This is a genomic window from Flavobacterium sp. 2755, from assembly GCF_031455715.1.
Lineage (GTDB): Bacteria > Bacteroidota > Bacteroidia > Flavobacteriales > Flavobacteriaceae > Flavobacterium.
Genome location: NZ_JAVDTG010000002.1, coordinates 399806 through 426099, shown reverse-complemented (window position 1 = coordinate 426099; position 26294 = coordinate 399806). Strand labels below are relative to the sequence as shown.

At 33.0% G+C, this 26294-nt stretch carries 25 protein-coding genes; 15 read left to right on the top strand and 10 right to left on the bottom strand.

Features of this window, described 5'->3' with window-relative positions; all coding sequences use genetic code 11:
• The first annotated feature begins 293 nt into the window (after nt 1-293).
• On the top strand, nt 294-608 hold the full coding sequence (locus J2Y38_RS05605) for an HPF/RaiA family ribosome-associated protein (protein ID WP_053469929.1): 315 nt from the start codon (nt 294-296) through the stop codon (nt 606-608).
• Nucleotides 609-766: 158 nt separating this feature from the next.
• Here the strand turns inward: J2Y38_RS05605 and J2Y38_RS05600 are convergent, their stop codons facing one another.
• A complete protein-coding gene (locus J2Y38_RS05600) occupies nt 767-1444 on the bottom strand; it encodes a hypothetical protein (RefSeq protein WP_232677433.1) in 678 nt (225 codons plus the stop codon).
• A 230-nt stretch (nt 1445-1674) separates the two neighbouring features.
• Between J2Y38_RS05600 and J2Y38_RS05595 the strand changes: the two genes are divergently transcribed.
• The 5 genes from J2Y38_RS05595 (at nt 1675) to J2Y38_RS05575 (ending at nt 6031) form a co-directional block, all read left to right on the top strand.
• Entirely contained in the window at nt 1675-2163 is a 489-nt protein-coding gene (locus J2Y38_RS05595; protein ID WP_309840446.1) for a nuclear transport factor 2 family protein, read from the top strand.
• 263 nt (nt 2164-2426) lie between these two features.
• Nucleotides 2427-3809, top strand: coding sequence for an ammonium transporter (locus tag J2Y38_RS05590; protein ID WP_309840445.1), 1383 nt, complete (start codon nt 2427-2429; stop codon nt 3807-3809).
• 339 nt (nt 3810-4148) lie between these two features.
• A complete protein-coding gene (gene trmB / locus J2Y38_RS05585) occupies nt 4149-4826 on the top strand; it encodes a tRNA (guanosine(46)-N7)-methyltransferase TrmB (RefSeq protein WP_053469925.1) in 678 nt (225 codons plus the stop codon).
• Between the two features lie 41 nt (nt 4827-4867).
• Entirely contained in the window at nt 4868-5506 is a 639-nt protein-coding gene (locus J2Y38_RS05580; protein WP_309840442.1) for a LysE family transporter, read from the top strand.
• A gap of 195 nt (nt 5507-5701) precedes the next feature.
• Entirely contained in the window at nt 5702-6031 is a 330-nt protein-coding gene (locus tag J2Y38_RS05575) for an MGMT family protein (protein WP_309840440.1), read from the top strand.
• A 143-nt stretch (nt 6032-6174) separates the two neighbouring features.
• Here J2Y38_RS05575 and J2Y38_RS05570 read toward each other — a convergent pair whose 3' ends face one another.
• Together J2Y38_RS05570 and J2Y38_RS05565 are read right to left on the bottom strand one after the other, a co-directional pair.
• Nucleotides 6175-7500 carry a HAMP domain-containing sensor histidine kinase gene (locus tag J2Y38_RS05570; RefSeq protein WP_309840438.1) on the bottom strand — a complete coding sequence of 442 codons (1326 nt, stop codon included), beginning with the start codon at nt 7498-7500 and terminating at the stop codon, nt 6175-6177.
• A 190-nt stretch (nt 7501-7690) separates the two neighbouring features.
• Nucleotides 7691-9046 carry a sigma-54 dependent transcriptional regulator gene (locus J2Y38_RS05565; protein ID WP_309840437.1) on the bottom strand — a complete coding sequence of 452 codons (1356 nt, stop codon included), beginning with the start codon at nt 9044-9046 and terminating at the stop codon, nt 7691-7693.
• Between the two features lie 158 nt (nt 9047-9204).
• Here J2Y38_RS05565 and J2Y38_RS05560 point away from each other — a divergent pair, with 158 nt between their 5' ends.
• The 3 genes from J2Y38_RS05560 to J2Y38_RS05550 all read left to right on the top strand — a co-directional run bounded on the left by J2Y38_RS05560 (nt 9205) and on the right by J2Y38_RS05550 (nt 13944).
• On the top strand, nt 9205-10449 hold the full coding sequence (locus tag J2Y38_RS05560) for an HlyD family efflux transporter periplasmic adaptor subunit (RefSeq protein WP_309840435.1): 1245 nt from the start codon (nt 9205-9207) through the stop codon (nt 10447-10449).
• A gap of 222 nt (nt 10450-10671) precedes the next feature.
• On the top strand, nt 10672-11379 hold the full coding sequence (locus tag J2Y38_RS05555) for an ABC transporter ATP-binding protein (RefSeq protein ID WP_291151322.1): 708 nt from the start codon (nt 10672-10674) through the stop codon (nt 11377-11379).
• 138 nt (nt 11380-11517) lie between these two features.
• Nucleotides 11518-13944: an ABC transporter permease gene (locus J2Y38_RS05550; RefSeq protein WP_309840432.1), complete on the top strand. Its 2427-nt coding sequence runs from the start codon at nt 11518-11520 to the stop codon at nt 13942-13944.
• Nucleotides 13945-14009: 65 nt separating this feature from the next.
• On the opposite strand, the gene J2Y38_RS05545 is transcribed toward J2Y38_RS05550, so the two are convergent.
• A complete protein-coding gene (locus J2Y38_RS05545; protein ID WP_309840431.1) occupies nt 14010-15632 on the bottom strand; it encodes a L,D-transpeptidase family protein in 1623 nt (540 codons plus the stop codon).
• A gap of 408 nt (nt 15633-16040) precedes the next feature.
• On the opposite strand from J2Y38_RS05545, the gene J2Y38_RS05540 reads away from it, so the two are divergent.
• From J2Y38_RS05540 to J2Y38_RS05525, 4 genes are all read left to right on the top strand, one after another.
• Nucleotides 16041-17171, top strand: a complete 1131-nt coding sequence (locus J2Y38_RS05540; protein ID WP_309840430.1) for an Mrp/NBP35 family ATP-binding protein — start codon at nt 16041-16043, stop codon at nt 17169-17171.
• Nucleotides 17172-17244: 73 nt separating this feature from the next.
• Nucleotides 17245-17484, top strand: a complete 240-nt coding sequence (locus J2Y38_RS05535) for a NifU family protein (RefSeq protein WP_053469915.1) — start codon at nt 17245-17247, stop codon at nt 17482-17484.
• 216 nt (nt 17485-17700) lie between these two features.
• Entirely contained in the window at nt 17701-18180 is a 480-nt protein-coding gene (locus J2Y38_RS05530; RefSeq protein WP_309840428.1) for a hypothetical protein, read from the top strand.
• A 57-nt stretch (nt 18181-18237) separates the two neighbouring features.
• Nucleotides 18238-18555, top strand: coding sequence for a 2Fe-2S iron-sulfur cluster-binding protein (locus tag J2Y38_RS05525; protein ID WP_012023404.1), 318 nt, complete (start codon nt 18238-18240; stop codon nt 18553-18555).
• 55 nt (nt 18556-18610) lie between these two features.
• Here J2Y38_RS05525 and J2Y38_RS05520 read toward each other — a convergent pair whose 3' ends face one another.
• The 5 genes from J2Y38_RS05520 to J2Y38_RS05500 form a co-directional block, all read right to left on the bottom strand.
• The gene (locus tag J2Y38_RS05520; protein ID WP_309840425.1) at nt 18611-19003 is read right to left on the bottom strand and encodes a hypothetical protein; all 393 of its coding nucleotides are present in this window, start codon (nt 19001-19003) and stop codon (nt 18611-18613) included.
• 162 nt (nt 19004-19165) lie between these two features.
• The gene (locus tag J2Y38_RS05515) at nt 19166-20155 is read right to left on the bottom strand and encodes an aspartate-semialdehyde dehydrogenase (protein WP_309840424.1); all 990 of its coding nucleotides are present in this window, start codon (nt 20153-20155) and stop codon (nt 19166-19168) included.
• A gap of 162 nt (nt 20156-20317) precedes the next feature.
• On the bottom strand, nt 20318-21031 hold the full coding sequence (locus tag J2Y38_RS05510; RefSeq protein ID WP_309840423.1) for a hypothetical protein: 714 nt from the start codon (nt 21029-21031) through the stop codon (nt 20318-20320).
• A gap of 112 nt (nt 21032-21143) precedes the next feature.
• Nucleotides 21144-21521: a large conductance mechanosensitive channel protein MscL gene (gene mscL, locus J2Y38_RS05505; RefSeq protein WP_309840421.1), complete on the bottom strand. Its 378-nt coding sequence runs from the start codon at nt 21519-21521 to the stop codon at nt 21144-21146.
• Between the two features lie 68 nt (nt 21522-21589).
• Nucleotides 21590-24058, bottom strand: a complete 2469-nt coding sequence (locus tag J2Y38_RS05500; protein WP_309840419.1) for a bifunctional UDP-N-acetylmuramoyl-tripeptide:D-alanyl-D-alanine ligase/alanine racemase — start codon at nt 24056-24058, stop codon at nt 21590-21592.
• A 291-nt stretch (nt 24059-24349) separates the two neighbouring features.
• Between J2Y38_RS05500 and J2Y38_RS05495 the strand changes: the two genes are divergently transcribed.
• Entirely contained in the window at nt 24350-24955 is a 606-nt protein-coding gene (locus J2Y38_RS05495) for a hypothetical protein (protein WP_309840417.1), read from the top strand.
• On the opposite strand, the gene J2Y38_RS05490 is transcribed toward J2Y38_RS05495, so the two are convergent.
• Nucleotides 24950-25657, bottom strand: a complete 708-nt coding sequence (locus J2Y38_RS05490; protein WP_309840415.1) for a porin family protein — start codon at nt 25655-25657, stop codon at nt 24950-24952. The two genes, J2Y38_RS05495 and J2Y38_RS05490, sit on opposite strands and share 6 nt — an antisense overlap.
• A gap of 214 nt (nt 25658-25871) precedes the next feature.
• On the opposite strand from J2Y38_RS05490, the gene J2Y38_RS05485 reads away from it, so the two are divergent.
• Nucleotides 25872-26225 carry a hypothetical protein gene (locus tag J2Y38_RS05485; RefSeq protein ID WP_056206627.1) on the top strand — a complete coding sequence of 118 codons (354 nt, stop codon included), beginning with the start codon at nt 25872-25874 and terminating at the stop codon, nt 26223-26225.
• The last annotated feature ends 69 nt before the right edge of the window (nt 26226-26294 follow it).

Below are 26294 nucleotides of genomic sequence, written 5' to 3'. Positions count from 1 at the left end.
CCTTTCAGAGCGTTGCAGTTGTTTCCAATACCGCCAGCGTACCACACGGGCAAGAAGTTTTTTTATGTTCATAGTCTGAAAGTTTTAGGACTGCAAAGATATTAAAAAACCCGAGGGAATTATGTGGTTTTCTTACAATTTAGTTTACTCGTTGTTATGGCGTTTCTAGCGCGATTCTTCCATCTTCAGAATAAAAAATTAACACTAAAAATATCATAATGTTTTATTAACTCGCTTGGCTTTCCTTTCTAAAATAAATAGATTTGAGAAACAAACATTAAATATAAACCGTTATGAAAATTCAAATCAATACCGACAAAAACATCGAAGGACACCAAAGATTAGAAAAATATTTCTCTGAAGAATTAGAAAAAGGTTTAGCGCGTTTTGAAGATAAAATCACACGCATTGAAGTACATTTTGGAGATGAAAATGGAGAGAAATTCAGCCTAAATGATAAAAAATGTGTTCTTGAAGTTCGTACAGCAAAATTACAGCCAATCACTGTAACTGAACATGCCGAAACTCTTGAAAAAGCTTTTAACGGTGCTTTGAGCAAAGCTAAAAAAACACTTACTACAACTTTCGAAAAACTGAAAGCGCACTAAATTTCAAAATAGATAAAAAAAAGACGTTTCAAGTTGAAAACGTCTTTTTTTTATCTATTTTGAAAAGGTTCAAAGATGCAAAGTGACAAAGTCTCAAAGTTTTCTTTGCGCTTGTTTTACTCTGCACCTTTGAACCTTTGTCACTTTGTACCTCTTCTTTATGATTTTGGCAGTGGCGCTCCTACGGCGATATCGCAGCGATGGCCTGGCTGTCCGTGCGCCGGGTTCATTCCTTCTGCCACTGTTTTATTTGCATCTGTGCTTAATAGAGCAGGAACTGGATTTCCTGCAGGAACGGTTACATTTTGTGTCATTGTTCCGCCTTGTGGTGTCGATGCTGCGGGAGTAGTTTTAGCCGCTACCGGAGAATTTAAAGGTGCTCCAACCGGAATATCACATCTATGCCCCGGCTGTCCGTGCGACGGATTCATTCCTTTTCCAACTTTTACTGGCGCAGCCACTGTGGTCGTAACCACATTTTTTTGATTCGGATTTACTTGTACTGTCTGCCCTGCTTGCGCTGGAACTTGTTGTACTTGCTGAACTTGTTGTGTTGGTGCAGAATTTAAAGGTGCTCCAACGGCAATATCGCAGCGGTGGCCCGGTTGTCCGTGAGCTGGATTTAATCCTTTTGTATCGCTTAAAACCGTATTTGGGTTTGAAGGTGAAGCCTGAGTCTGCTGCACTACTGAAGGTGTTTTCGTCGTGTCTTTTGCAAGTCCAAGTCTTACCAATTCAGATGTTGCAGTACTTTCTTGTGGTTCTAATTCCTTTTTGCAGGAAACAAAAAGTAATGAGGTTATAGCGAGTGAACTTATAAAGATTTTCGGATTCATATTTGGGATATTTTAAAGCACTCAAATATAATCACTTTTTGAGATTAAACCATATAAGTTATGTAAGATAATTTAAGTTTTGGATCTCGCAATACTGTAAAGTTTTTGGCGCGCAGATTTCACAGATTAAACAGATTTCTTAAAATTTTACCTGTGTTTAATCTGTTTAAACCTGTAAAATCCGTGCGCCATCAAAAATTCCTTATCTTTAATCTCAAATAAAATCTCTCATGAAAAAAACAATTCTATTACTTTTATTCGTTGCCTCTTTTGCAAATGCTCAAACCGACAAGGACAAAATCAATCAAACTCTTGATGCATGGCACAAAGCTGCTGGCGAGGTAAAATTTGATGCTTATTTTAGTGCTTTGGCCGATGATGCGATTTACATAGGAACTGATGCGACCGAAAACTGGACTAAAAAAGAATTTTCTGTTTGGGCAAAACCGTTTTTTGACAAAGGAACAACCTGGAATTTTAAAGCCCTTGAACGTCATATCTTTTTTGATAAATCTGGAAAAACAGCTTGGTTTGATGAATTATTAGATACTCAAATGAAAATCTGCCGTGGTTCTGGAGTTTTGGTAAAAGTGGGCAAAGAATGGAAAATTCAGCATTATGTATTGTCGATGACAATTCCGAATGATGAAGTTGATGCTGTAACAAAAATAAAAGCACCAATTGAAGACGCTTTGATTGCGAAGCTTCAGAAAAAATAAACATTTTTATGCTTTATTCTTATAAACATAACTTTTATAGGACTTTATAAGCGTTGGTATCAAATTAATTATAGTATAATTGACAATATTGGGTGTGTTTTGGAATAGTAAAATGAAAAACTATTAAAAAAGCGAACCGTATTTTACAAAATCGACTAAAATTAAAACACAACCACTATTTTAACAGCCCCTGAAATCTAAATATTTAATTTTTTTTAACTTTGACCCCAAAAAAAATAGGGTTCAATAAAGTATTTGAAAAAATGAAAATAGAGAAACGCTGGATCATTTCCTTTATCATTATCAGCATCGTTTGTATTATTGGGGCTTTTTGGCCAAATGTTACTGAAAATAGTTATGTATTGTCTGAATTTGGCACAACCGATCATATCGTCCCTGCGGATGTTGCCTGGATGTTAACTTCTTGTTGTCTGGTTTTAATCATGACGCCGGGATTGTCTTTCTTTTATGGCGGAATGGTAGGCCGTAAAAATGTGATTTCAACCATGCTTCAAAGTTTTATCTGTCTGGGTGTGGTAACACTTTTATGGGTTGTTGTGGCTTTTAGTCTTGCATTTGGTGAACCTGTAGGTTTTGGTTCTGGAGATCACTTTTATAGTTTCTTCGGGAATCCAACCACTTTTGCCTTTATGGATTATGTAAATATCCTTCCTCATAAACAATTGGCAAATACGATTCCGTTTATGTTGTTTGCTTTGTTCCAAATGAAATTTGCCATTATTGCTCCGGCCATTATTACGGGTTCGTTTGCAGAACGTGTTCGTTTTATATCGTATTTACTTTTCATTAGTTTGTTTACCATTTTTATTTATGCGCCTTTGTGCCATTCTGTTTGGTATCCAACAGGAGTTTTAGGAAGTTATTTTGGCGTAAAAGATTTCGCAGGAGGAACCGTAGTTCACATGAGTTCTGGTTTTGCAGCTTTGGCGGGCGTTTTAGTTTTAGGTAAAAGAAAAAACAGTCAGCATATTCCAACTAATATTCCGTTTGTATTATTAGGAACTGGAATGTTATGGTTTGGCTGGTTCGGATTCAACGCTGGTTCTGCGCTTGCAGCCAACGGAACTGCTGCTATGGCTTTTGCAACTACTACAACTTCATCGGCGGCGGCCATGTTAACCTGGGTTTTCTTTGACAGAATGAACGGAAGAAAAGTTTCGGCTCTTGGAGCTTGTATTGGAGCCGTTGTAGGTTTGGTAGCGATTACTCCAGCCGCAGGATTTGTTTCTGTTCCTGAAAGTATGTTCTTCGGATTCGTTACGGCTTTGGTTTCAAACTCGGTTGTAAATTGTCGTTTATCAAAAAGATTTGATGATACACTTGATGTTTTTGCTTGTCACGGTGTTGGAGGAATTATGGGAATGATTTTAACCGCTATTTTTGCGCATGGCGAAAATGCAAGTTTATTACACGGAGGCTGGAATGTTTTTGCACATCATATGATGGCATTGGTACTGGTTTCAATCTTTACTTTCTTTGGGGCTTATTTCTTATTTAAAGTAACGAATTTCATTATTCCGCTTCGTGTTTCTGAAGAAAACGAACACATCGGATTGGATTTATCGCAGCACGATGAAACATTAGATCCAAAATTAAAACCAATTACAGAACCGCATTACGGTTAAAAAATATTTTTTTTTGCCACGAATTACACTAATTTTCACTAATTTTTTTTTCGATTATACCGTTTAAATTAATTCGTGAAAATTAGTGTAATTCGTGGCAAACAATTTAAAACATAAGTCCCTACGGGACATTTTTATTGCTATCACATTTTTTCTACCGATATATAATCTCTCCGAGATAAAAGATTAATGTTTAGAAAAATCTTTTTAATCCTAATAATCTGTGGCAAAAATTAATTCGTGAAAATTCGTGCAATTCGTGGCAAACTTATTTTAAACCTAATTCAGCTATTTTCATTCGTTTATATTCCTTAATTTTGCTGAAAATTTTTGTAAAAAGTGGGAAGTAAAAATAAACTAAAAAGATTCAGAGAAAACGAAACATTTCAAAACGTTTTTCAACCAACAAGAGAAGAAGTTGTAGGCAATTTAATGCCTTTGAGAGGAAAATGGAATTCGGATTTCTTTAAAAATGATAATCCTCTGGTTTTAGAATTAGGATGCGGAAAAGGTGAATACTCAGTTGGATTAGCAGAAAAATATCCCAACAAAAATTTTATCGGAATTGATATTAAAGGCGCGCGTTTCTGGCGTGGTGCTAAAACTGCCGTGGAAACCGGTCTTCATAATGTTGCTTTTGTTCGTACTCAAATCGAACTTATCAATCATATTTTTGCCGAAAATGAAGTGGATGAAATCTGGATTACTTTTCCGGATCCACAGATAAAATACAAGAGAACAAAACACAGAATGACGAATTCTGAGTTCTTGAAATTGTACAAAAAAATCCTTAAAAAAGACGGTGTCGTAAATCTTAAAACCGACAGCGAATTTATGCACGGTTATACGCTTGGACTGCTTCACGGAGAAGGCCACGAAGTTTTGTATGCGAATCATAATGTATACAGAAATGAAGGAAGCCCGGAAGAAGTTACTGCTTTTCAAACATTTTATGAAAAACAATATTTAGAAATTAACAAGGCAATTACGTATATTCGTTTTAAAATTAAAGACTAATTTAATTTTAAAAAACATCTTTTAATCGCTTAAACTACTGAATGGTATATCTTACTCCATTACTTTCAGGCTTTATTGCCGCTGCAATTGGGATTATTCCGCCGGGATTAATCAATATGACGGCAGCCAAAATAAACCTGAAAGAAGGAAAAAAGAATGCTTTATGGTTTGTTATTGGCGCTGTTTTGGTGATTTTTTTTCAGGTTTACGTTGCGGTATTATTTGCGCAGGTAATCGACAATCGCCCGGATGTTGTAACCTTATTACGTGAAATAGGTTTTGTTATTTTTTCGATTTTAACCATATACTTTTTGTTTATTGCCAAAGAGCCAAAAACCAAAAAGAAATCGAAGATTAAAAAGAGCAGTAAAAAAAGCCGTTTCTTTCTTGGGATGCTGCTTTCTGCATTAAACTTTTTTCCTATTCCGTATTATGTTGTGGTAAGTGTGACTTTGGCTTCATACAATCTTTTTGTGTTTGAAAACAGCATTATTTTTACTTTTGTTTTAGGATCTGTTTTGGGTTCGTTTGCTGTTTTGTATAGTTATATTGGTTTCTTTGAAAAAATCGAAAAGAAAACCGATTACTTAATGCGAAACATGAATACCATTATTGGAAGCATTACGGGTTTAGTTGCCGTTGTGACACTTTTTAATATTTTGAATTACTATTTCGGGTAAAATTTATAGGCCACAGATTATACGGATTAAAATGATTTTTTTATTTTGTGGTTAAATATTTTACACGGATTTATTTAGCATATCTAAAAGGATTTATAAAAAAAATAATCATTTTAATCTGCAAAATCTGCGTGAAACTTTATAGACAAAGACAAAATCCTTTTAATCCGTATAATCTGTGGCAAAAAAATAATTATGGCTGAGGAAAATTTTTTCGAAAGAGTTTATGTAATTGCCAGACAAATTCCGTTTGGGAGAGTAACTTCTTATGGTGCAATTGCAAAGGCTTTAGGAACTGCTCGTTCGGCACGAATGGTGGGCTGGGCAATGAATGCGTGTCATAATATGGACGACGTTCCGGCGCATAGAGTCGTAAACCAAAAAGGACTTTTGACAGGAAAACATCATTTTGACGGAACTAATTTAATGCAGCAGCTTTTAGAAAACGAAGGTATTAAAGTAGTAAACAATCAAATCGTCGACTTCGAAAAACACTTTTGGAAACCTGAAATTTCCACCATATAAGTTATATAAGTTCATATTAAGCATTGCGCATAGATCTCTCGCAAAGAAAATTAAAAAAGCTTTGCGACTTTGCGAGATTAAATGATAAAGCAAATCAAAAAAAACTTTAAATGAACTTATATAACTTATATGGTTCAAAAAAACTAAATCAGGCAGATCACAAAACTTGTTTTATCTTCATCGGTTTGGTAGCTTAGGTAGCCGCCGTGCGCTTCGATAATGTTTTTAGAAAGCGTTAAACCAATTCCGGCGCCGTCTTTTCTAGTGGTGAAAAAAGGAAGAAATATTTTGTCCTGAATTTCAGGATCGATTCCTTTTCCGTTATCCGAAATCGAGATGAAAAAACGATTGTTTTCGGTATAACTCGAAACATACATTTTCTTTTCGTTTTTCTCTTTTAAGGCATAAACACTATTGGTAATCAAATTAATAATTACCTGTTCCATTTGGTTTTTATCAATCATAATAGAACGTGAACTGTGAATATCGTTTATCAATTCGATATTTTCTGCTTTCAAAATCGGACTCATAATTCGGAGGCAGTCTTCGAAAAGAGCGTTGATTGGTGTCATTTGTTTCGTCGGCGTTGGCAGCATGGCGAGTTTACGGTAATTCTCTACAAAAACCTGCAAATGATCGCTTCGGTTTATTATGGTCGAAATACTGCTTTTTATGTCGTCAAAATCATCTTCTTCTAAACTTTCCTGATCTACAATATGGAGTAAATTCTGCGAAAGCGCACGAATTGGCGTCAAGGAATTCATTAATTCATGCGAAATAATTTTCATCAAATTAATCCACGCTTCTTTTTCTTTTTTCTCAATAACACGCTGAATACTGTCTAATAAAATAATATAATATTCTTTATTATACGTTTGCGTTTTTGATGTTTGAAGCATAAAAGTCTGCAAATCCTGTTCTTCAATTTTAATCGAAATCGCCGATTTTAATTCGCTGAATTCGGTTTTTTCAATTTCGTTACAAAGCGAAGGCAGATAATTTTTAAGATATTTCCAATGGCTTACTTTTGGTACTTTAAATAAATCAGAGAAACAATCATTCATCAAAAATATATCCCAGTCTTCGTTTTCTTTTTCCAGAATTAAAGCTGCGGTATCAATATTATTTAAAAGCGAACGATAAATCATTTCTTTTGATGTCTGTTCTTGTTGCTGCACTTTTAAATTTTCATATAAAAGATACAGGCTTTTAAAATTGTCTTTTTTATTCTCTTCGGGAAAATTGGTAGAAAAATCGTTCTGAAGAATCGAAAGCAGTGTTCTGTCGTAAAACTGGAGTTCGTTTTTTACATAAAGATACATTTCGGCTAAGAATATAAAAGCGAAAAAACCAACCAAAAGTGCGTTGTAATAGAACATTTTATAAATTAGAAAAACGCAGACAAAAAAGAGAATCATGACAAACAAGACTCTCACAAATAAAGCGTTATAAAATTTCCAGTTTTTCATTGTTATTTTTTATTTGCCACAGATTACACAGATTAAAATGATTTTTTATACTTTGTCTTGAAATTTTATTTTCTCGCAGATTCTCCAGATTTTGGAGATTAATTATAATTCATTTTTATCTCCAGAATCTACGAGAGAATTATATCAAATAAAATCCTTTTAATCTGTGTAATCTGTGGCCAAAATTATCTTAGTTTTTTAAATCGTATTTTTCTATTCTTCTGTATAAAGCGGCTCTTGATAAACCTAATTCTTCGGCGGTTTTTGAGATGTTTCCGTGATGTTTAAAAAGCGCTTTTTCGATTGCTGTTTTTTCCATTTCTGATAATGGATTATCATCATTTTCCTGAATTTCTTCAAAATCAAGAATATCTAAATCGGTTACAGAAATCGTGTTGTTTTCGGCTAAAATAAGGGCGCGTTCAATTTTGTTTTCCATTTCGCGGACATTTCCTTTCCATGGATATTTTTCTAAATATGGTGCGACATTTTCTTCAAAATGCCATCCCGAAGCTTCGGGACCATGATTGTATTTTTCGGCAATATTTTCAAGAATAAAATTTGCCATCGGAACTATATCATCTTTTCTTTCGCGAAGTGAAGGCAGATTTATTTCCATTGTATTAATTCTGTACAGCAAATCTTCTCTAAAAGTTTTACTTTTTACCTCAGCTTTGATATCATTATTTGTTGCCGAAATTATTCGGACATTTAAAGGTCTTGGTTTGCTTTCGCCTAAACGTGTAACAGTTTTAGTCTGCAGAACATGCAATAATTTTGACTGCAGATGAAGCGGAATATTCCCAATTTCATCCAGAAAAATAGTTCCGTTTTGCGCCATTTCAAACCTTCCGGGCGTATCGGTTTTGGCATCTGTAAAAGCGCCTTTTGCATATCCAAAAAGTTCGCTTTCGAATAAATTATCACTTAAAGAGCCTAAATCTACATGAATAAAAGGTTCTTTTTTTCGTGCCGAATTTTGATAGATAAACTCCGCAAAAACATATTTTCCGGTTCCGTTTTCACCTAAAATTAAAACGTTTGCATCGGTTTTTGCTACTTTCTCGGCAATAGAATAGGCTTGTTTTATTTTTTGGGATGTGCCGACAAAATATCTTTTTTCTGTTTTTTCAACAACTTGTTTTTTACTGTTTTTTCGGCTTTCGGCGACAGCCTTATCAATTATTTCAAGTAATTTTTCGTTGTGCCAGGGTTTTAAAACATAATCAAAAGCGCCAATTTTTATTCCTTCAACGGCTGTATCAATTTTTCCAAAAGCAGTCATCAAAATCACGATTGTATTGGGCGAAAGTGTTTTTATTTCTTTCAGCCAATGAATTCCTTCTCGCCCGTCTTCAAAACCAATTCTATAATTCATATCCAGCAAAACGACATTTATTTCGTTTTCACTCAAAATTGAAATGATTTTTTTGGGACTGTTTGTCGTAAAAATCGTTTCAAAATGTTTTTTGAGAATCATTTTTGCCGAAAAAAGAATTTCTTCCTGATCGTCAACAATTAATATTTGGGCTTGTTTTTTTCTCATGCTGGTATTTTTTTGTCCGATTTTGAACGGTCAACTGTTCATTATCGAACACTCTGTTTTTGGATGTTTTTTAAAGCCTCTTTAAAATCAGGGCTTTGCAAAAAATAAATTTTATGGCACAGTATTTACCTATTGATTATCAGTAAATTATTTAAAAAATGGACACGATAATTCCTCGTAAAAATAGAAAATTTAGATATCTCACAATAGCAATTGGAGTTTTTTTAGTTTTGGCCGCAATTCTCTTTTTTTCTTTTAATTCAAAAAGAAGTTTAAATGTAAAAGCCGAGGAACTTTCGATCCATAAAGCTGAAAAAGCTTTTTTTGAAGATTTTGTGGTTTTTCAGGCAAAAGTTGAACCGTTGAACGTAATGCTTGTAAACGTTACAGAAGGAGGGTCTGTAAAAGAGATTTTTGTAGAAAACGGTGCAATGGTTACAAAAGGACAATCGCTGGCTCGTTTATACAATCCAAATACAGAATTGAATTATTTGACTCAGGAAACTGCTATTATCGAGCAAATCAACAATTTAAATACGGGAAAACTAAACATTAGAAATCAGGAATTGAACTTGACTAAAGATTATGTTTTAATCGAACATGATTATAATGATGCTAAAAGATTGTATGATTTGAATGCAAAATTGTTTGCTAAAGACGTGATTTCAAAAAATGACTGGAATACTTTTAAGGAAAGTCTTCGTTTTCAGGAAGAGCGTAAAAAAACGATTCAGCAAAGCATTCAAAAAGAAAAACAATCAAATCAATTGCAGATTTCTCAAATTAACCGTTCGATTCAAACCATGGAAATGAGTTTGGAGATTTTAAGAAATAACAAAAAGAATTTTTTGATTACTGCTCCGGAATCTGGCCGATTGACTTCTTTTGAACCGGTTTTAGGAAAGACGTTTCAGGCTGGAGAAAGCATCGGAAAAATCGACTCTAAAAAAGGGTATAAATTATCTGCCGATGTTGATGAGTTTTATTTGGAGAAAATTCGCGAAGGTTTAAAAGGCCAGGTTGAATTTAAAGGAAAAACACTGGAAGTTGTTGTTACTAAAGTAATTCCAGAGGTTAAAAACGGGCATTTTATTGTAGAATTAGCTTTTGTTTCTAAAGAAGATATTGCTTTACAAGATGGTTTAAGTTTTGGCGTGAAGTTGGTTTTATCTGAGAAAAATAAAATACTAGTTGTACAAAAAGGAAGTTTTAATCAGGAAACTGCAGGAAAATGGATTTTTGTAGTAAAAGGAAATAAAGCCGAAAGAAGAAATATAAAATTAGGAAGAGAAAACCCTTCGTATTATGAGGTTCTGGAAGGTTTAAAAGAAGGCGAATCTGTGATTATTTCTTCTTATTCAGATTATAAGGATATTGAGGAACTTTCGATTCAATCGCAGTAATTTTTAAGTAATCAGTGTTCAGGTTTTTAGTGTTCAGATTTTAGTGTTCAGTCGCGGTTTAATAAAAAAAGTCTGCCACGAATTTCACTAATTTGCACTAATTATTATACGCATTACGAAAAATTAATTCGTGAAAATTCGTGGAATTCGTGGCGAAACAAAAAAATATAAAAACATCAATCATCAATCAAAAAACGTAATTAATAACTAATCTTTTAAAATATGATAACGATACAAAATTTAACCAAAGTATTTAGAACAGAAGAAGTTGAAACTGCTGCTTTAAGCGGTATTAATGTAGAAATTAAAAAAGGGGATTTTTTAACAATTATGGGGCCTTCTGGCTGCGGGAAATCGACTTTATTAAATATTATCGGGCTTTTAGACAGCGCTTCTACTGGAAGTTATAAATTATTAGATCAGGAAATGATTAATTTAAAAGAGAAAGGAAGAGCTGCTGTTCGTAAAGAAAACATTGGTTTTATTTTTCAAAATTTCAACTTGATCGATGAACTTTCGGTTTATGATAATATTGAACTGCCTTTGCTTTACAATAATGTAAAAGCATCAGACAGAAAACAAAAAATAGAAGCTATTGCTGAAAAACTAAATATTTCACACCGTTTGAAACATTTTCCACAGCAGCTTTCAGGAGGTCAGCAGCAAAGGGTTGCGGTTGCAAGAGCTTTGGTTAATGATCCTAAAATTATCCTTGCCGATGAGCCAACAGGAAATCTGGACAGTAAAAATGGTAATGAGGTAATGGAACTTTTAACTGATTTACATGCTAAAGGTGCTACCATTTTGATGGTTACCCACTCTGATTATGATGCTTCTTTTTCGCAAAGAACGATTCATATGAAAGACGGTGTTATATTCTCTGAAAAATTAAATCAACGCAATGTTGATGTTTTTATGGACGCTAAATAATCGAAAAAATGATAAAATTTGTTATTACTGCAATCTTAGTTCTGGTAGGATTTGTTTGCAAAATTTTTACTCTTCTATAAAAGGCAAAACCAGCCTTTAGACCAAAAAAATAACTAACGTAATTATAAAACTTATACCATGATTTTTAACTGGTTTAAAATATTTATTTATCATTTGAGGCAAAGCAAATTGTTTTCGCTTTTAAATGTTTTAGGATTAAGCATTGGGGTTGCCAGCGTGATTTTTGCCATTTTATATTGGAATAATGAACACGCTTACGATCAATGGAATCCTGAGAAGGAAAACGTATACCAAGTCCTTAATGTAATAGGAGGAACTGGTGATACCTGGGCAACAAGTTCGATACCATTTGGACAGACCTGTAAAGCTACAATTCCTGAAATTGAACAAATCTGCTTTATGAACGACTGGTATAATGAGGCTGTTGTGAAATATCAGAATAAAAAACTAATCGATAAAAAGATAACGGTATCTGATAATAACTTTTTTGATTTTTACCCTTTTCCTATTATAAAAGGTGCTAAAAAAGACATTTTAAAAGAGAAAAACAGCGTTGCTATTTCTGAGGAACAGGCTAAACTGCTTTTTAAAGATGAAGATCCTATCGGGAAATCTATTACTTACGGAGATAAACCTTATATCGTAAAATCTGTTTATCGTATTGTAAGACCTTCTTCTGTTGAACCTAACTATGTTTTTGGCGGTATTATTCGTGAAAACGATATAAACAGCTGGGGAAATTTCAGTTATGGTTTGAAGATTAAAATCAAAAAAGGTACCGATATTAATGTCGTTTTAAAGAAAATGCATCATGTAAATTATGTAAACAGAACTTTAAAAGATGCTAAAGAAAGCGGCCAGACAGTTGAGCAATACATTAAAGAAAATGGTGAACTAAAAATTGTTCTTGATCAGTTAAAAACTTCCCGTTTGCATGGTACAAAAACTTCTGGATCTAATTCTCCGGAAGGAAGAGGAAATTTACAGCTAATTTATATTATGGCTGGTTTATCAATTTTAATTTTGGTTTTATCGTTGGTAAATTATATTAATCTTGCAACAGCTTCTGCGATAAAACGTGCCAAAGAGGTTGGTGTTCGTAAAATTGTGGGTGCATCAAAAAACCAAATTATTGCACAATTTATTTTTGAAACTGCAATAATTGTAACACTGTCAATTTTGTTTGCTCTAGCAATTGTTGAACTTTCGCTTCCGTATTATAATTCATTTTTAAGAAAAACCCTGACTATGAATGGCGGTGAATTTTACCTGCAGCTCATTTTGATTTTTGGATTAGTAATCATTCTTGCGGGTATATTCCCTGCCATTTATATCTCAAATTTTGAAACCTTAAAAGTATTAAAAGGTAATTTCTCCAGAAGCAAAAGCGGTATCTGGATTCGAAATTCGATGCTTATTTTTCAATTCGGAATCGCTGCTTTCTTTATTATTGGAGCTTTAATTGTAAATTCTCAAGTTGATTATATGATGAATAAAGATCTTGGCTTTAATGGAAATCAGGTTATCAGAATTCCGTTTAACTATCAGGATTACAATAAAAAAGGAGATAAATATCAGCTTACAAAACAAGAAATTCTTAAAATACCAGGTGTTCAGGAAGTTTCTACTTTTGCAGGTACTTTTGGAAACAGCACGAATTCAAGTTCAGGTTTTACACATAATGGTGTATTTGTTCAGCCAAGAAATGTCGAAATGGATTTTGATTTCCTTAAAATGATGAAAATTAAAGTGGTTGAAGGCCGCGATTTGTCACCAAAATTTGCTTCGGATACTATTGATAACTGGCTTATAAATGAAACTCTGGCTAAAACTTTAGGGCTTAAAAATCCAATTAATACAGTGATAACTTCGGGCTGGGGAAATGAAAAAGGAAACCTAAAGTTTAAAGTCGTTGGAATTGTAAAGGATTTTCATATTACAGGACTGCAGGATAAGGTTCCGCCAATGGTTTTCATCAATATGAAAACCTTAAAATGGAATAACTTTCAAAATGTATATGTAAAGGTTTCTCCAAATAATTTGAGCGAAACATTAGATAAATTAAAAACATACTGGGAAGCAAACGTAAACCCTGACTATCCTTTCTTTTTTGAATTTGTAAACAAAGGTTTTGCAAAAACATACGAAGAACAAGTCAAACAAAAAGATTTATTTTTTATCCTGAACCTGGTTGTAATCACAATTGCTATTTTTGGATTGTTTGCTTTGGCATCATTTTCGATGGAAAGAAGATTGAAAGAAATTGCGATTAGAAAAACGCTTGGCGCAGAAACAGATGTTTTGCTGAAAGAATTATCAAAACAATACATTGTTTTCTGTTTAACAGGATTTGCAATTGGTATTGTTCCAGCTTATATTTTATTGCAAAAATGGCTGGAGGATTTTGCTTTCAGAATTAATGTTTCGCCCGTTCCGTTTAGTATTGCGCTTGTTTCGCTGTTAGTTTTGACTTTGCTGATTGTTTTGGCAAAAGCGTATCAGGTAACCAAAATAGACGTTTTAAAATATTTAAAATACGAATAAGCTTGTAGACCATTTTTTTAAAAGAATCCCCGTCAGATATGAGAATCTTGACGGGGATTTGTTTTTTATTTTAAAGCAACCTGATCAGAATAGAGCAGTTTATCTAAACGTTTATCACGGTCATAAACATCCGGATAAAAACCAATTTCGCCGTCATCACTTACCCAAGCCGTAAAATATCCTATATAAATTGGGATTTTATTTTTGAGCATGCAGGTCGTTTCTTTCTCTCCGCTCATTGCCTGATTAATTTTATCAACCGGCCAGTCAGGATTGTCTTTTAAAATTTCGAGTGCGAGTTGTTTAGCATCTTTTACGTTAATACAGCCGTGGCTGAAAATACGTTTTTCAAATTCAAACAAGCTTTTTGCAGGTGTATCGTGCAGGTAAATATCGTTTGGATTTGGAAACATAAATTTGACTAAACCTAAAGAATTGTCCGGACCCGGTTTTTGTCTCACATTTCCTCCGTTCCATTCCATATTATGATCGGCGAGATAATTTTTGTCTTCGGCCATTTTGAGTTTTAATTCATTTTTGATGATACTCGCCGGAACATACCAATACGGACTAAAAACAATTCGGTCAATATTACCGCTAAAAATCACCGTTTCTGTCATTCGTGTTCCCACAAAAACATCCGAAACCAAATCATATTTTCCATTCTTTACATAAACCAGTCTAAACGACGGGATATTAACCATTACATATTCATCTGCTTTTGCCAGTTTGGTCGGAATCCATCTGCAGCGCTCCATATTCAGCATAATGGTGCGGATTCTGTTTCCAATTGGTTCGTTCATTTGGTCAATTTGCTCTTTTGTAAAAGTATAATTCAATTTAAGTCCGTATCGTTTTTTATACTTTAAAGCCGCGTCCATCATTTCCTGATCATAATACTGGCTTTTAGAATCTTCTTTTAAATCACCCACCACAAATAAACGTTCTCTAATTTGCTGGATCACTTTTCCGCTGTCTAAAGGTTTTAATTCTTTGAAATTTGCTTCGTCGATCTCAATTTTTTTCCAAAGACCCTTTTTTTCAATATTTCGATATCTCTGTAATACATCCTGAAGTTTATAATATTGTCCAAAAAGAAGGTTTTCATCCTTATTCAATCGGTTTGGATCGCCCATTAAAGAATCCAGAATTCGATCGTATGAAATAGTTTTAGTTGGAAGATACCAGCCAATTTGTTTCAGCGTCTGCGCATCAACTCCAGAATATACATTGCTTGCATAAAACACATACATGTTAGACAGCATCAATTCTGTGTCAATTTGCGGCAGTTTATTTGAAACATTTTCATTGAAAACATTGTCAACCAATTCCATATAAGGCATTTCGGCATTAATTCCCTGCTCTTCTAAAAGACTTACTTTGTGATATAATAAAGCACCAAATTCGCTGACACTTTTATCATCATACCAAATCGTGTTATATGCTTTCTTTTTATAAAGATCTTCAACGTCTTTTTGATATTTTTTTAGTTTGGGATACTTCGCATAAAAGTTATTTATTGAAGCGGCATCAATTGTTCCTAAAACGAATTTGTTTTTGAGTTTAAAAATGTTTTCAAACTCAGAATTTTCATTTTTAATTTTCGATGTATGGCTTGCCGCATTAATAGAAAACATTAAAAAACCACAAGCAGCAATAATTACAGTAAGAGAAGTAAAATTTCGCATATTTTTAAGGTTTAAATTTTTAATATTAAATCATTTAAAAAATATCGAAAACTCATAAAGAACCTCCAAAAATAAGTTTTCATACTTTTTTGTACTATTTTGAAATCTTAGATTTAAGGCACTCAAATTTAATCAAGATATTTGACAATTCTTACATTTACTGCTGTAAATTTCATACATTTTAGTATTCGTTATAATTAATACAGAATAAGGTTTGAAAACAAATTTTCGAATTTTAATAATTTTAAAAAATCAGGATTCATCATTTTGACTAATCTCAATATCAATAAATACAATTTAAAAGAGTTTAAATCCGAACTTAATCTGTTATCTTTGCAGTCTGAAATCAGTTTAAATTAATATAGAATTTTAAATCGATTTCTTTCCATACTATAATAGCACAATAAAATGAAATTAGATAGAAAAGAAATTCTTAAAGCTTTAGAAACAATCACTATAGCGGGAGAAGGAAAAAATATGGTCGAAAGCGGTGCGGTTGCTAACGTACTTACTTTTGGCGACGAAGTTGTTGTCGATTTAGTATTGCATACGCCAGCGATGCATATTAAAAAAAGAGCCGAAGATGATATTAAAAAAACAATTCACGAATTAATATCTGCTGATGCTAAAATTAAAGTAAATATTAAAGTTGAAACTCCGGAGAAAGCCGAAATTAAAGGTCGTGCTATTCCGGGAATTAAAAATATTATTGCAGTAGCTTCTGGAAAAGGAGGAGTTGGAAAATCAACTGTTACTGCAAATCTTGCCGTTACGCTTGCAAAAATGGGTTTTAAAGTTGGAGTTTTAGATGCCGATATTTACGGACCTTCTATGCCAATTATGTTTGATGTTGAAAACGAAAAACCGGTTTCGATTACTGTTGACGGAAAATCTAAAATGAAACCAATTGAAAGTTATGAAATTAAAATGCTTTCTATTGGATTTTTCACGGCACCTAGCCAGGCAGTAATCTGGAGAGGACCAATGGCTGCAAAAGCATTAAATCAAATGATTTTTGATGCAGACTGGGGAGAATTAGATTTCATGCTTCTTGATTTACCTCCGGGAACTGGAGATATTCACCTTTCTATCATGCAGTCTTTACCTATTACGGGAGCTGTTGTAGTAAGTACACCGCAAGCTGTGGCTCTTGCCGATGCTAAAAAAGGAGTTGCGATGTTTATGCAGGATAATATTAATGTTCCTGTTTTGGGAATTATCGAAAATATGGCTTACTTCACACCAGAAGAATTGCCAAATAATAAATATTATATCTTTGGACAAGAAGGCGCAAAAAATCTTGCAGCAGATTTAGATGTTCCATTTTTAGGAGAAGTTCCAATTGTACAGTCTATTCGTGAAGCAGGAGATTATGGACGCCCTGCAGCTTTACAAACTGCATCACCTATTGAGGCTGTTTTTGAAGAAATCACAAGAAATGTAGTTCAGGAAGTAGTAAGCAGAAACGAAAGTCTTCCTGCTACCGAAGCCATTAAAATTACAACAATGGCAGGCTGCTCTGCAGTTAAAAAAAATTAAATAATTAGAATGAGATCATACGACAATTAGATGATTATCTAATTGACACATTTTCACAATTGACACATTAATTATGACAACAGAAGAATTAACAAATAATGTTTTATTGGCCTTAGACGAGATCAGGCCATTCTTAAAGTCTGATGGCGGAGATATTTCGCTAATTTCTATAGATGACGATAAACATGTAAAAGTTCGTCTGGAAGGCGCGTGCATAAGCTGCAGCGTAAACCAGATGACACTTAAAGCCGGAGTAGAAACAACTATAAAAAAATATGCACCGCAAATTGAAACTGTGGTAAATATCATGTAATAAAAAAGATATTTTTGCTTCTGTTTTTGATTGGTTGAATTAACAAGAATAATAAGCCTTTAAGTAGAAAGATTTGTAAAAATTCAATAAACCAACTCGATTATTACGGTTTTTTGAGGATTTCATAAAAAACAATATAAAGATTTAAGAGTTTTAGTTAACTATTTGTTACATTTTTAACTTAAATTTGTCACATAACCCTTAATCTTATATTTTATGAAGAAATTTTACACTCTATTTTTGTTAGTGTTTTTTGCGTCAGGCATTTATGCGCAAAATAAAACAGTTGTTGTTGACAAAGCTTGGATAAGCGAAGCCGAAGAATGGTCAGATTTTACATACTCAGGTAAAATTGTATTTTCAATTAACCCTGCCGATGTACCTGGAACTTTAAGTATTGGGAATTATGATTTCTTATATGATTTTGTTGACGGAAAAGGAAAGTTTGCAAACAAAGCTACATATAGCTCAGCCCAATTTTCTAATCCGAGAAAGGTTTCTGCAACGACAGACAAACAAGGAGTTTTAAACTCTACTTACGAAGGCACATTAATTTTTCAATCTGACAGAGATTATTATTCAGTAGTTGCTGTTATTACAATTCTTGAGAAAAGCGATAGTATTTTAGGCGTAAAAATGCGTCTTAAAGAAAGCAACGGAAAAGAATACGCTTTTAGTACAAAACCTACGAGTTAGTATAAATACGAGGATTTTTTCACGTTATAAAATCCTACCAATAAATTCCCATAATAAATGGATGTATTAATAAAGATTAAAGATCGAGAAGGAGTTATACACGAATTACAGGCTCCGACTGATATGGCAATGAATATAATGGAGTTATGCAAAGCATACGAACTTCCTGTTGAAGGAACCTGCGGAGGAATGGCAATGTGTGCTTCCTGCCAGTGTTATGTTCTAAATGATGTTGCGTTACCAGAAATGGGGGATGAAGAAGAGGCTATGCTTTCGGAAGCGTTTTATGTTAAATCTAACAGTCGTTTAGGCTGTCAGATCCCAATTACTGAAGAATTAGAAGGACTCGAATTAGAACTGGCTCCGGAATATTAAAAATATAAAAGCGAGAATCAAATTGGTTCTCGCTTTTTTTATTGAGTTATATTAGTTAATCTTCTTCTTTTTCATCCAAAATAAAATATTCAAAACCTGCTGCGTTTAGAATTTCTGTTAGAAATGATTCTGTTGAGAACTTCTCATACATCGGATGCATTAAGTCTATTCGAGTTATTATAATCCAGGCAAAGTCTTTATTTTTTTCATTATAATATTTGCCTTCCGCATCTTCATTTGGAAAAATTTCAAACCAAGTTCCTTTACTTTTATTGAGATTCCAATAAAAATGAGTTAAAACTAAAGGCAATCGCGCATTAAGAAGTGATTTGTTCTTTGCTTTTGACATTGTTCTATCTTGAACTGCCAGATAATCATTGATTCTTTTGACGATTATCTTCTCATCTTTTTTTGAACATTGAAATCCATATATAGTTATAGGTTTCATTTATTTAATTGTTTAAGATTATTTTTATTTAAATATCTAATAAAGTATCTACAGAAACCGTAAAATTATTAAAATAAGCCAATTCTAAAATATCAAAAAAGCCGTAATTACATTACTGCAATTACGGCTTTTTCTTTATAACAATTTTCTTTAATCTTTCAATTATACCAAACCTGCCTGAATTAAATATTCAGCGATTTGAATCGTGTTTGTTGCAGCACCTTTTCTTAAATTGTCAGCAACAATCCACATATTTAATGTGTTTGGCTGGCTTTCGTCACGACGGATTCTTCCAACAAAAACATCATTTTTACCTTCTGCATATAATGGCATTGGGTAAGTAAATGTATCTAAATTATCCTGCACCACTACTCCATCAGTATTGTGTAGAATTTCACGAACTTCATTTACTTCAAAATCATTTGTAAACTCAACATTTACCGCTTCGCTATGTCCGCCTACAACCGGTACACGAACTGCAGTAGCTGTAACTCTGATTGTGTTATCACCAAGAATTTTTTGAGTTTCACGCACTAATTTCATTTCTTCTTTAGTGTATCCGTTTTCTTCAAAACTATCGCAGTGTGGAATTGCATTTCTGTGAATTGGATATTTGTAAGCCATATCACCCTGAATTCCTGCGTACTCATTTTCTAATTGTTTCACTGCTTTTACACCAGTTCCTGTAATAGATTGGTAAGTAGAAACGATGATTCTTTTAATGTTGTATTTTTTATGCAAAGGAGACAAAGCCAAAACCATTTGAATAGTTGAGCAGTTTGGGTTTGCAATAATTTTATCTTCTTTTGTTAATACAGATGCATTGATTTCTGGAACTACTAATTTCTTAGTTGGGTCCATTCTCCATGCCGAAGAGTTGTCGATAACAGTTGTTCCGGCAGCAGCAAATTTTGGAGCCCATTCTAAAGATGTATCACCTCCGGCAGAGAAAACTGCGATATCAGCTTTCATATCTACAGCAGTCTGTAAACCAACAACTTTATATTTAGTTCCTTTATATTCAATTTCTTTTCCTACTGATCTTTCAGATGCAACAGGGATTAATTCTGTAACAGGAAAATTTCTTTCTGCTAAAACTTTAAGCATTACTTCGCCAACCATTCCGGTAGCACCTACAACTGCAATTCTCATTATTTATATTTTTAAATAGCTATTAATCTAATTTTACTCTGCAAAAATAGTTATAATAAAAACGAAAACAACATGCTTCACAAAAAATAACAAAATGTTATAAATTAAACAATGTGTTTTGTTTAATTTGAAGACTTACCTTAATTAACTCCTAAATATCAATTAAGAATAAAAAATCACGATTCCACCCCTAATGTTTTCAATTTTCCTACTTAATTCTACAGCATTAAATAATATAGACTCACTATTATTCATCAACCTTTCGTCTTTCATTGCAGAATCAAAATCACTTTCTACAACACTATTCAATAACTCGTTTTTTTCAAGATTTTCAATAGTAATGATCAGTTCGTTTTTTTCATTAAGATTATCACATTCATTAAGTTGTATCTTACTATGTAGAAGCATAATATATTCGAGTTCTCTTGTAAACTCGTCTCTTTCTAGGTTCATTCTGTCCCTTTCATCATAATTCCAACTTGAATAATCTAATGATTCAGAATCACCAAGACTTATAAGAAAAAGACTTGCACAGCCATGTGATATATCATGTATTAATTCGAAACCAAATTGATGCATTTTTTTTACGAATCTCTCGTCTTCTGGATTATACCCTTGCCCGTAGCCAATGGCTACTTCATAAATATAATTTTTAATATCACTTAATTCATCTCTATTCAATAATAACGTATTCTCTTTAACTTTCTGAACTATAATACTTGCATCAGTTGCAGAATATGTATTCCCTTCTTTAATGTTTTTCTCAATTAAATAGTTTCTGAAAAAAGTATACTTATCTTCTTCTTTTTCTAGTTCAATAAACTTAGCCGTTAAAATATCTCTTTTTAAAAGATAAAAATCTACATGGCACCCCATAAATTAATGTATAAATTAGTTCTTATTTTTTCAGATCTAAAAGAAAACAAATTAAAAAAACCGCCCCAATTAAGAAGCGGTTAAGTTAGACTTAGTGTAGCGGTATTATATCTTATTTATTTTTTAATAAATCTCTAATTTGCGTAAGTAATTCTTCCTGCGTTGGTCCGGCTGGCGGCGGTGGCGGAACATCTTTCTTTTTAAGATTGTTTATTCCTTTAATGATTAAGAACAAAACAAAAGCAACGATTATAAAGTTAATTACTGCCGAAAGAAACAAACCGTATTTGACACCTCCAAAAGCCGTCAGTTCTTCAATAGTTGATAAATGTGCCGCATCTAATGCCGGTTTCAATATCAATGGCGTTATTACATTTTCAATTAATGAGCTTACAATTTTACCAAAAGCTGCTCCAATAATCACACCGACAGCCAAATCGACTACGTTGCCTTTCATTGCAAATTCCTTAAATTCTGAAAATACACTCATAATTATTTCTTTTAGTTTATAAATTAATTATACCGAAAATACGTAATTTTCTTTAGAGTTTCCAAAATCTATCTAAAAAATACTCGTTTCACACGCTGCGAAATACTTGTCATTATTTCATAAGGAATGGTTTTTAAAGCTTCAGCCATTTCGATAACGGTTGGGCTTTCGCCGAAAATAATTACCGAATCGCCTTCTTTGCAATTAATATGACTTACATCAACCATTAACATATCCATACAGACGCTTCCTACGATATAGGCTTTTTGATTTTTAATCGTTACAAAACCAACCTGATTACCCCATAATCTCGAAATTCCATCTGCATAACCAATGGGAATTGTGGCAATTTTGGTTTCTTTTTCGGCCATAAAACGACGCCCGTAACCTACGCTGTCGCCAGTTGGAATAGTGCGAACCTGCGAAATAATAGATTTTAATGTGCCTACATTTTCCAAATATTTCTGCTCTAACGGATCGTTTGAAACGCCGTATAAACCAATTCCTAAACGAACCATATTATATTGTGCATCTGGAAAATTACTAATTCCCGATGTATTTAAAATATGACGGATTGGATTTATGTTTAATTCTGTCATTAATTTTGAAGACAATCTTTCGAACAAATTAATCTGTTTAATGACAAAATCATAATGATTTAGATCGTCGCTTGTTGCCAAATGCGATAAAATACTCTGAACACGAACGGCTGAATTTCCTTTTAAAGTCGCAATCAATTCATCAATCGTATTGTCTTCAAAACCCAAACGATGCATTCCGGTATCTACTTTAATATGAATTGGAAAATCTTTTAAATTCTTTTCTCTGGCAATTTTCAAAAAGGCATTTAATCCTTTTATACTGTAAATTTCAGGTTCTAATTTATATTGAATTATCGAAGGAAAACTGGTCGATTCTGGATTTAAAACCATAATTGGCAGTTTTATTCCGCCGTTTTTCAGCGAAATTCCTTCATCGGCGAAAGCCACACCTAAATAATTTACTTTATTATGTTCGAGTAATTTTGCAATTTCAAGTCCGCCGTTTCCATAACCAAAAGCTTTCACCATAACCATGATTTTTACATCGTCGGCAAGTTTTGATTTGAAATAATTTAAATTATGGTTTATGGCATCAAGGTTAATTTCGAGAACCGTTTCATGTGTTTTTTCTTCAAGAAGCGAAACAATTTCTTCAAACTGAAACGATCTTGCTCCTTTTATTAAAATCGTTTCATTATTGAAATTCAAGTTTTCAATTTCGGCGATAAATTCTGCCGTATTTTGAAACATCGTACTGTTTGGGAATTTATCTGCAAAAGATGAAATCGTAGTTCCAATTCCGATAACGCGGTTGATTTTATTATCCGAAATTAACTGTGCAACTTTAGAATAGAGTTCTTCATTTGAAAATCCGCTTTGAAAAATATCTGATAATATGACCGCTTTTGAAGCATTCTTTTTCTGGCTTTCCAGAAAGTCTAAGGCAATTTTCAGCGATTGAAAATCGGAACTGTAACTATCATCAATTAAACTGCAATTGTGGATTCCGTTTTTAACTTCCAAACGCATTTCAACCGGATAAAGCAGTTTTACACGATTTTGAATAACCTCAAAATCATAATTAAAACGCAGTAAAACCAATAAACAGGAAATGGTATTTTCGATAGAAGCCGAATCACTAAACGGAATTTCTAAATTGAAAACTTCGTCTTTATATTGGTATTTAATGATTGTCGAATCGTTTTTAGTTTCTTTCATCAGAATAAAAACATCAGCAGAAGCGTCTGTAAAACTCCATGAAAATAAAGTTCTGTTTTGAAGTGGATATTCAGGAGAAAAATCTAAAAGACATTGATCTACCAATTCATTTTTTTGATAGATTATTACGGCTGATTTTTTGAAAAGCAGTAATTTTTCTTTGATTTTTTGTGCCAGATTTTCGAAACCTTCATCGTGCGCAGAACCTATACTGGTTAAAACACCAATATTTGGTTGGATGATTTTTTCGAGGTTAACCATCTCGTTAACCGTCGAAATTCCGGCTTCGAAAATTCCTAAATTATGTTTTTCATTTATGGCAATGACCGAAAGCGGAACGCCAACTTGCGAGTTATAACTTTTAGGGCTTCGGATAATATTATAGTCGGGACTTAAAAGGAAATTAAGCCATTCTTTCACGATGGTTTTTCCATTACTTCCGGTTAAACCAATTATAGGGAAATCGAATAAATCACGATAATAACCGGCTAATTCCTGAAGGGCTTTGAGCGTATTTTTTACGACGAAAAAATTGGCTTTTCCTTTTACATTTTCGGGAATATACTGAACAACAAAGTTCTGAACGCCTTTTTCTATCAATTCAGAAATATACAAATGAGCATCATTATTGACCCCGGAAAGGGCAATAAACAATGTTTTTGACCCGTTTTGTAATGAACGGCTGTCGATCGAAATATGATCAACAAAAATATCAGAATCTGAACCTATCCATTCGGCGTTAAAAACCGGAATAAGGCTTTTTAAATTTATGCTCATTTAGAAATTTCTTTTTGTCAAATTTAAAAAAAGGTTTGCCACGAATTACACTAATTTCCACGAATTTATTTTAAAACATGTGGAACGTTTTTGCCACAGATTAAAAAGATTAAAAGGATTTCTAATCTGTGAGAATCCTTTAAATCTGTGGCAAAAAATTAAAAAAATAATTCGTGGAAATTCGTGCAATTCGTGGCAAAAAAATATGCTAATAATTTGTGAAAATTTACGCAGTTAATTGCAAAAAACATTAATTCCTTATATTTGTTCAATACCACAAAATAATACGTTTTGAAAAAAATACTTCCATTATTCTCCTATATACTCCATCCGATTTTTATATCGATGTACACCACATTATTATACCTTTATTGTAAGGATGATATTTTTACGACACAGGAAAAATACTTTGTTCTGTTTCAAATTTTGGTAATTACCATTATTGTTCCTATTCTGTTTTTCATGTTGTTACGTTCTACCGGACACGTAAAATCGATGATGCTTCCGGAAAATTCCCAGCGTCGTATTCCGCTTATTTTACAGTGCTTTTTATATATTTTATTGGTAAAAAGAAGTATTGTTATTACTCGTTATCCAGAACTTCATTTCTTTTTTCTGGGCGCGCTGTTTAGTACAATCTTAGCGCTAGTCTGTTCGCTTTTTAAAATTAAGGCCAGCCTGCACATGACAGCTATTACAGGGTTTACAATCTTTGCAATTGGGCTAAATATTCATTTACAAATGCACAATCCGTATTGGGGCGCACTGCTAATTTTATTGTCTGGAATTGTAGCTTCATCCCGCTTAGAAATGAACGCACATACACCAAAAGAAATATCAATTGGTTTGTTAATTGGCGTTTTACCGCAAGTATTATTTTTGTATTTGTGGTTATAAAATGTAGAATATCAATCCTGCATTCAGCGTTTTCATGGTAACTTTTTCTCCGGTTAACGTGGTAACGCCATCTTTAAACAAAGGACTTAAACCATAATACAAATAAACATTCCATGTATTGTAACCCGCAGAAATATAAGGCCCGTACTGGAATTTGTTAATGGAGTCGTTATTATTGATACGATACGTATTTTCGCCATCGTCTAAAATAGAAGTATTAGAGAAGATGTAACTTAATTTTACTCCGCCATAAATTCTCCAGAATTTTGTGCTTTCGTAAGTAGAATTACGCCATCTAAATTCTATCGGAAATTCTACAGCGTATTGTTTGTAACGATTTGAAGCAATTTCTCCGGCATCAACAACATTATAAACTACAGCTCCGTTTCCATCTTTTGAAATACCAAAATTTTGAAAGTAATTTTGATAACTCAATCCTACACCTGCTGCAATCGAAACTGTTCTGGATTTATTAATTGGCATGTCGCGTAAAAAACCGCCCGAAAGTCCAAGGGAAAATTTATTCTGTTTAAATTTTTGAGGAATATCTGTAAACATATTATACGTTACAGAAAAATAAAACTGATCTTCTCTATACAAAGAATCTATTTTAACTATAGGTTTTATTTCTGCTTTGACATCTTCTTGCGAAAAAGCATTAAAAAATGAAACTAAAAACAAACAGCTAAAAAGAAATCGCATATAATTTTTTGAGTTTAAAAGAGGTTCTATAAAATAAACGCTTAATTGAATCGATTTATTTCACTTACAAATATAATATAATGATAGTTCAGGTAACGATTAGAAAGCAATTATTCTGTTTTTGATGACGAATATTTGTGTTTGCTGAATTTTTTTCAAATAATCTGCATTAGAATTCAAAAAATGAATTTGATCTTTTATACCTTTGTCGGGTATGAAGAAAAAGCAGCTCATATTAAGTTTCTCTTTTGCTGTCACAATATTGTTCTCAATATTGTTTCAGTCCATACACAGTTATGAGCATATTGTAAAACAGCTTTCAGAAAAACAATGTCACCACGATTATAATGATCCAAGTGGCGAAATAACACATCAGCACCATAATTACGACCTTTGTTATGTTTGTAATTTTGCTTTTGGAAGTTATATTGTTCCGGAAACTTTCTCTTTTCAATTTCATTCTTTCAGCAGCGAAATCCCTTATTTTTTTCCGCTGTCAGAAAAGATTTTCTTTGTTTCAAAAAGTTCGTATTTATTACGAGGCCCTCCCGCTGCTATAGTTTCTTAATAATTCAACATCTCTTTTTTTAAAATCTAAATTCAAAACAACTTTGAGTTTCCTAATCCTGTTTATTAA

What these genes read in the sequence shown, in the direction of transcription:
- J2Y38_RS05605 (WP_053469929.1), top strand. Translation starts at nt 294, where the DNA reads ATGAAAATTCAAATCAATACCGACAAAAACATCGAAGGACACCAAAGA.
- J2Y38_RS05600 (WP_232677433.1), bottom strand. Translation starts at nt 1,444, where the DNA reads ATGAATCCGAAAATCTTTATAAGTTCACTCGCTATAACCTCATTACTT.
- J2Y38_RS05595 (WP_309840446.1), top strand. Translation starts at nt 1,675, where the DNA reads ATGAAAAAAACAATTCTATTACTTTTATTCGTTGCCTCTTTTGCAAAT.
- J2Y38_RS05590 (WP_309840445.1), top strand. Translation starts at nt 2,427, where the DNA reads ATGAAAATAGAGAAACGCTGGATCATTTCCTTTATCATTATCAGCATC.
- J2Y38_RS05580 (WP_309840442.1), top strand. Translation starts at nt 4,868, where the DNA reads ATGGTATATCTTACTCCATTACTTTCAGGCTTTATTGCCGCTGCAATT.
- J2Y38_RS05575 (WP_309840440.1), top strand. Translation starts at nt 5,702, where the DNA reads ATGGCTGAGGAAAATTTTTTCGAAAGAGTTTATGTAATTGCCAGACAA.
- J2Y38_RS05570 (WP_309840438.1), bottom strand. Translation starts at nt 7,500, where the DNA reads ATGAAAAACTGGAAATTTTATAACGCTTTATTTGTGAGAGTCTTGTTT.
- J2Y38_RS05565 (WP_309840437.1), bottom strand. Translation starts at nt 9,046, where the DNA reads ATGAGAAAAAAACAAGCCCAAATATTAATTGTTGACGATCAGGAAGAA.
- J2Y38_RS05560 (WP_309840435.1), top strand. Translation starts at nt 9,205, where the DNA reads ATGGACACGATAATTCCTCGTAAAAATAGAAAATTTAGATATCTCACA.
- J2Y38_RS05555 (WP_291151322.1), top strand. Translation starts at nt 10,672, where the DNA reads ATGATAACGATACAAAATTTAACCAAAGTATTTAGAACAGAAGAAGTT.
- J2Y38_RS05550 (WP_309840432.1), top strand. Translation starts at nt 11,518, where the DNA reads ATGATTTTTAACTGGTTTAAAATATTTATTTATCATTTGAGGCAAAGC.
- J2Y38_RS05545 (WP_309840431.1), bottom strand. Translation starts at nt 15,632, where the DNA reads ATGCGAAATTTTACTTCTCTTACTGTAATTATTGCTGCTTGTGGTTTT.
- J2Y38_RS05540 (WP_309840430.1), top strand. Translation starts at nt 16,041, where the DNA reads ATGAAATTAGATAGAAAAGAAATTCTTAAAGCTTTAGAAACAATCACT.
- J2Y38_RS05535 (WP_053469915.1), top strand. Translation starts at nt 17,245, where the DNA reads ATGACAACAGAAGAATTAACAAATAATGTTTTATTGGCCTTAGACGAG.
- J2Y38_RS05530 (WP_309840428.1), top strand. Translation starts at nt 17,701, where the DNA reads ATGAAGAAATTTTACACTCTATTTTTGTTAGTGTTTTTTGCGTCAGGC.
- J2Y38_RS05525 (WP_012023404.1), top strand. Translation starts at nt 18,238, where the DNA reads ATGGATGTATTAATAAAGATTAAAGATCGAGAAGGAGTTATACACGAA.
- J2Y38_RS05520 (WP_309840425.1), bottom strand. Translation starts at nt 19,003, where the DNA reads ATGAAACCTATAACTATATATGGATTTCAATGTTCAAAAAAAGATGAG.
- J2Y38_RS05515 (WP_309840424.1), bottom strand. Translation starts at nt 20,155, where the DNA reads ATGAGAATTGCAGTTGTAGGTGCTACCGGAATGGTTGGCGAAGTAATG.
- J2Y38_RS05510 (WP_309840423.1), bottom strand. Translation starts at nt 21,031, where the DNA reads ATGGGGTGCCATGTAGATTTTTATCTTTTAAAAAGAGATATTTTAACG.
- mscL (WP_309840421.1), bottom strand. Translation starts at nt 21,521, where the DNA reads ATGAGTGTATTTTCAGAATTTAAGGAATTTGCAATGAAAGGCAACGTA.
- J2Y38_RS05500 (WP_309840419.1), bottom strand. Translation starts at nt 24,058, where the DNA reads ATGAGCATAAATTTAAAAAGCCTTATTCCGGTTTTTAACGCCGAATGG.
- J2Y38_RS05490 (WP_309840415.1), bottom strand. Translation starts at nt 25,657, where the DNA reads ATGCGATTTCTTTTTAGCTGTTTGTTTTTAGTTTCATTTTTTAATGCT.
- J2Y38_RS05485 (WP_056206627.1), top strand. Translation starts at nt 25,872, where the DNA reads ATGAAGAAAAAGCAGCTCATATTAAGTTTCTCTTTTGCTGTCACAATA.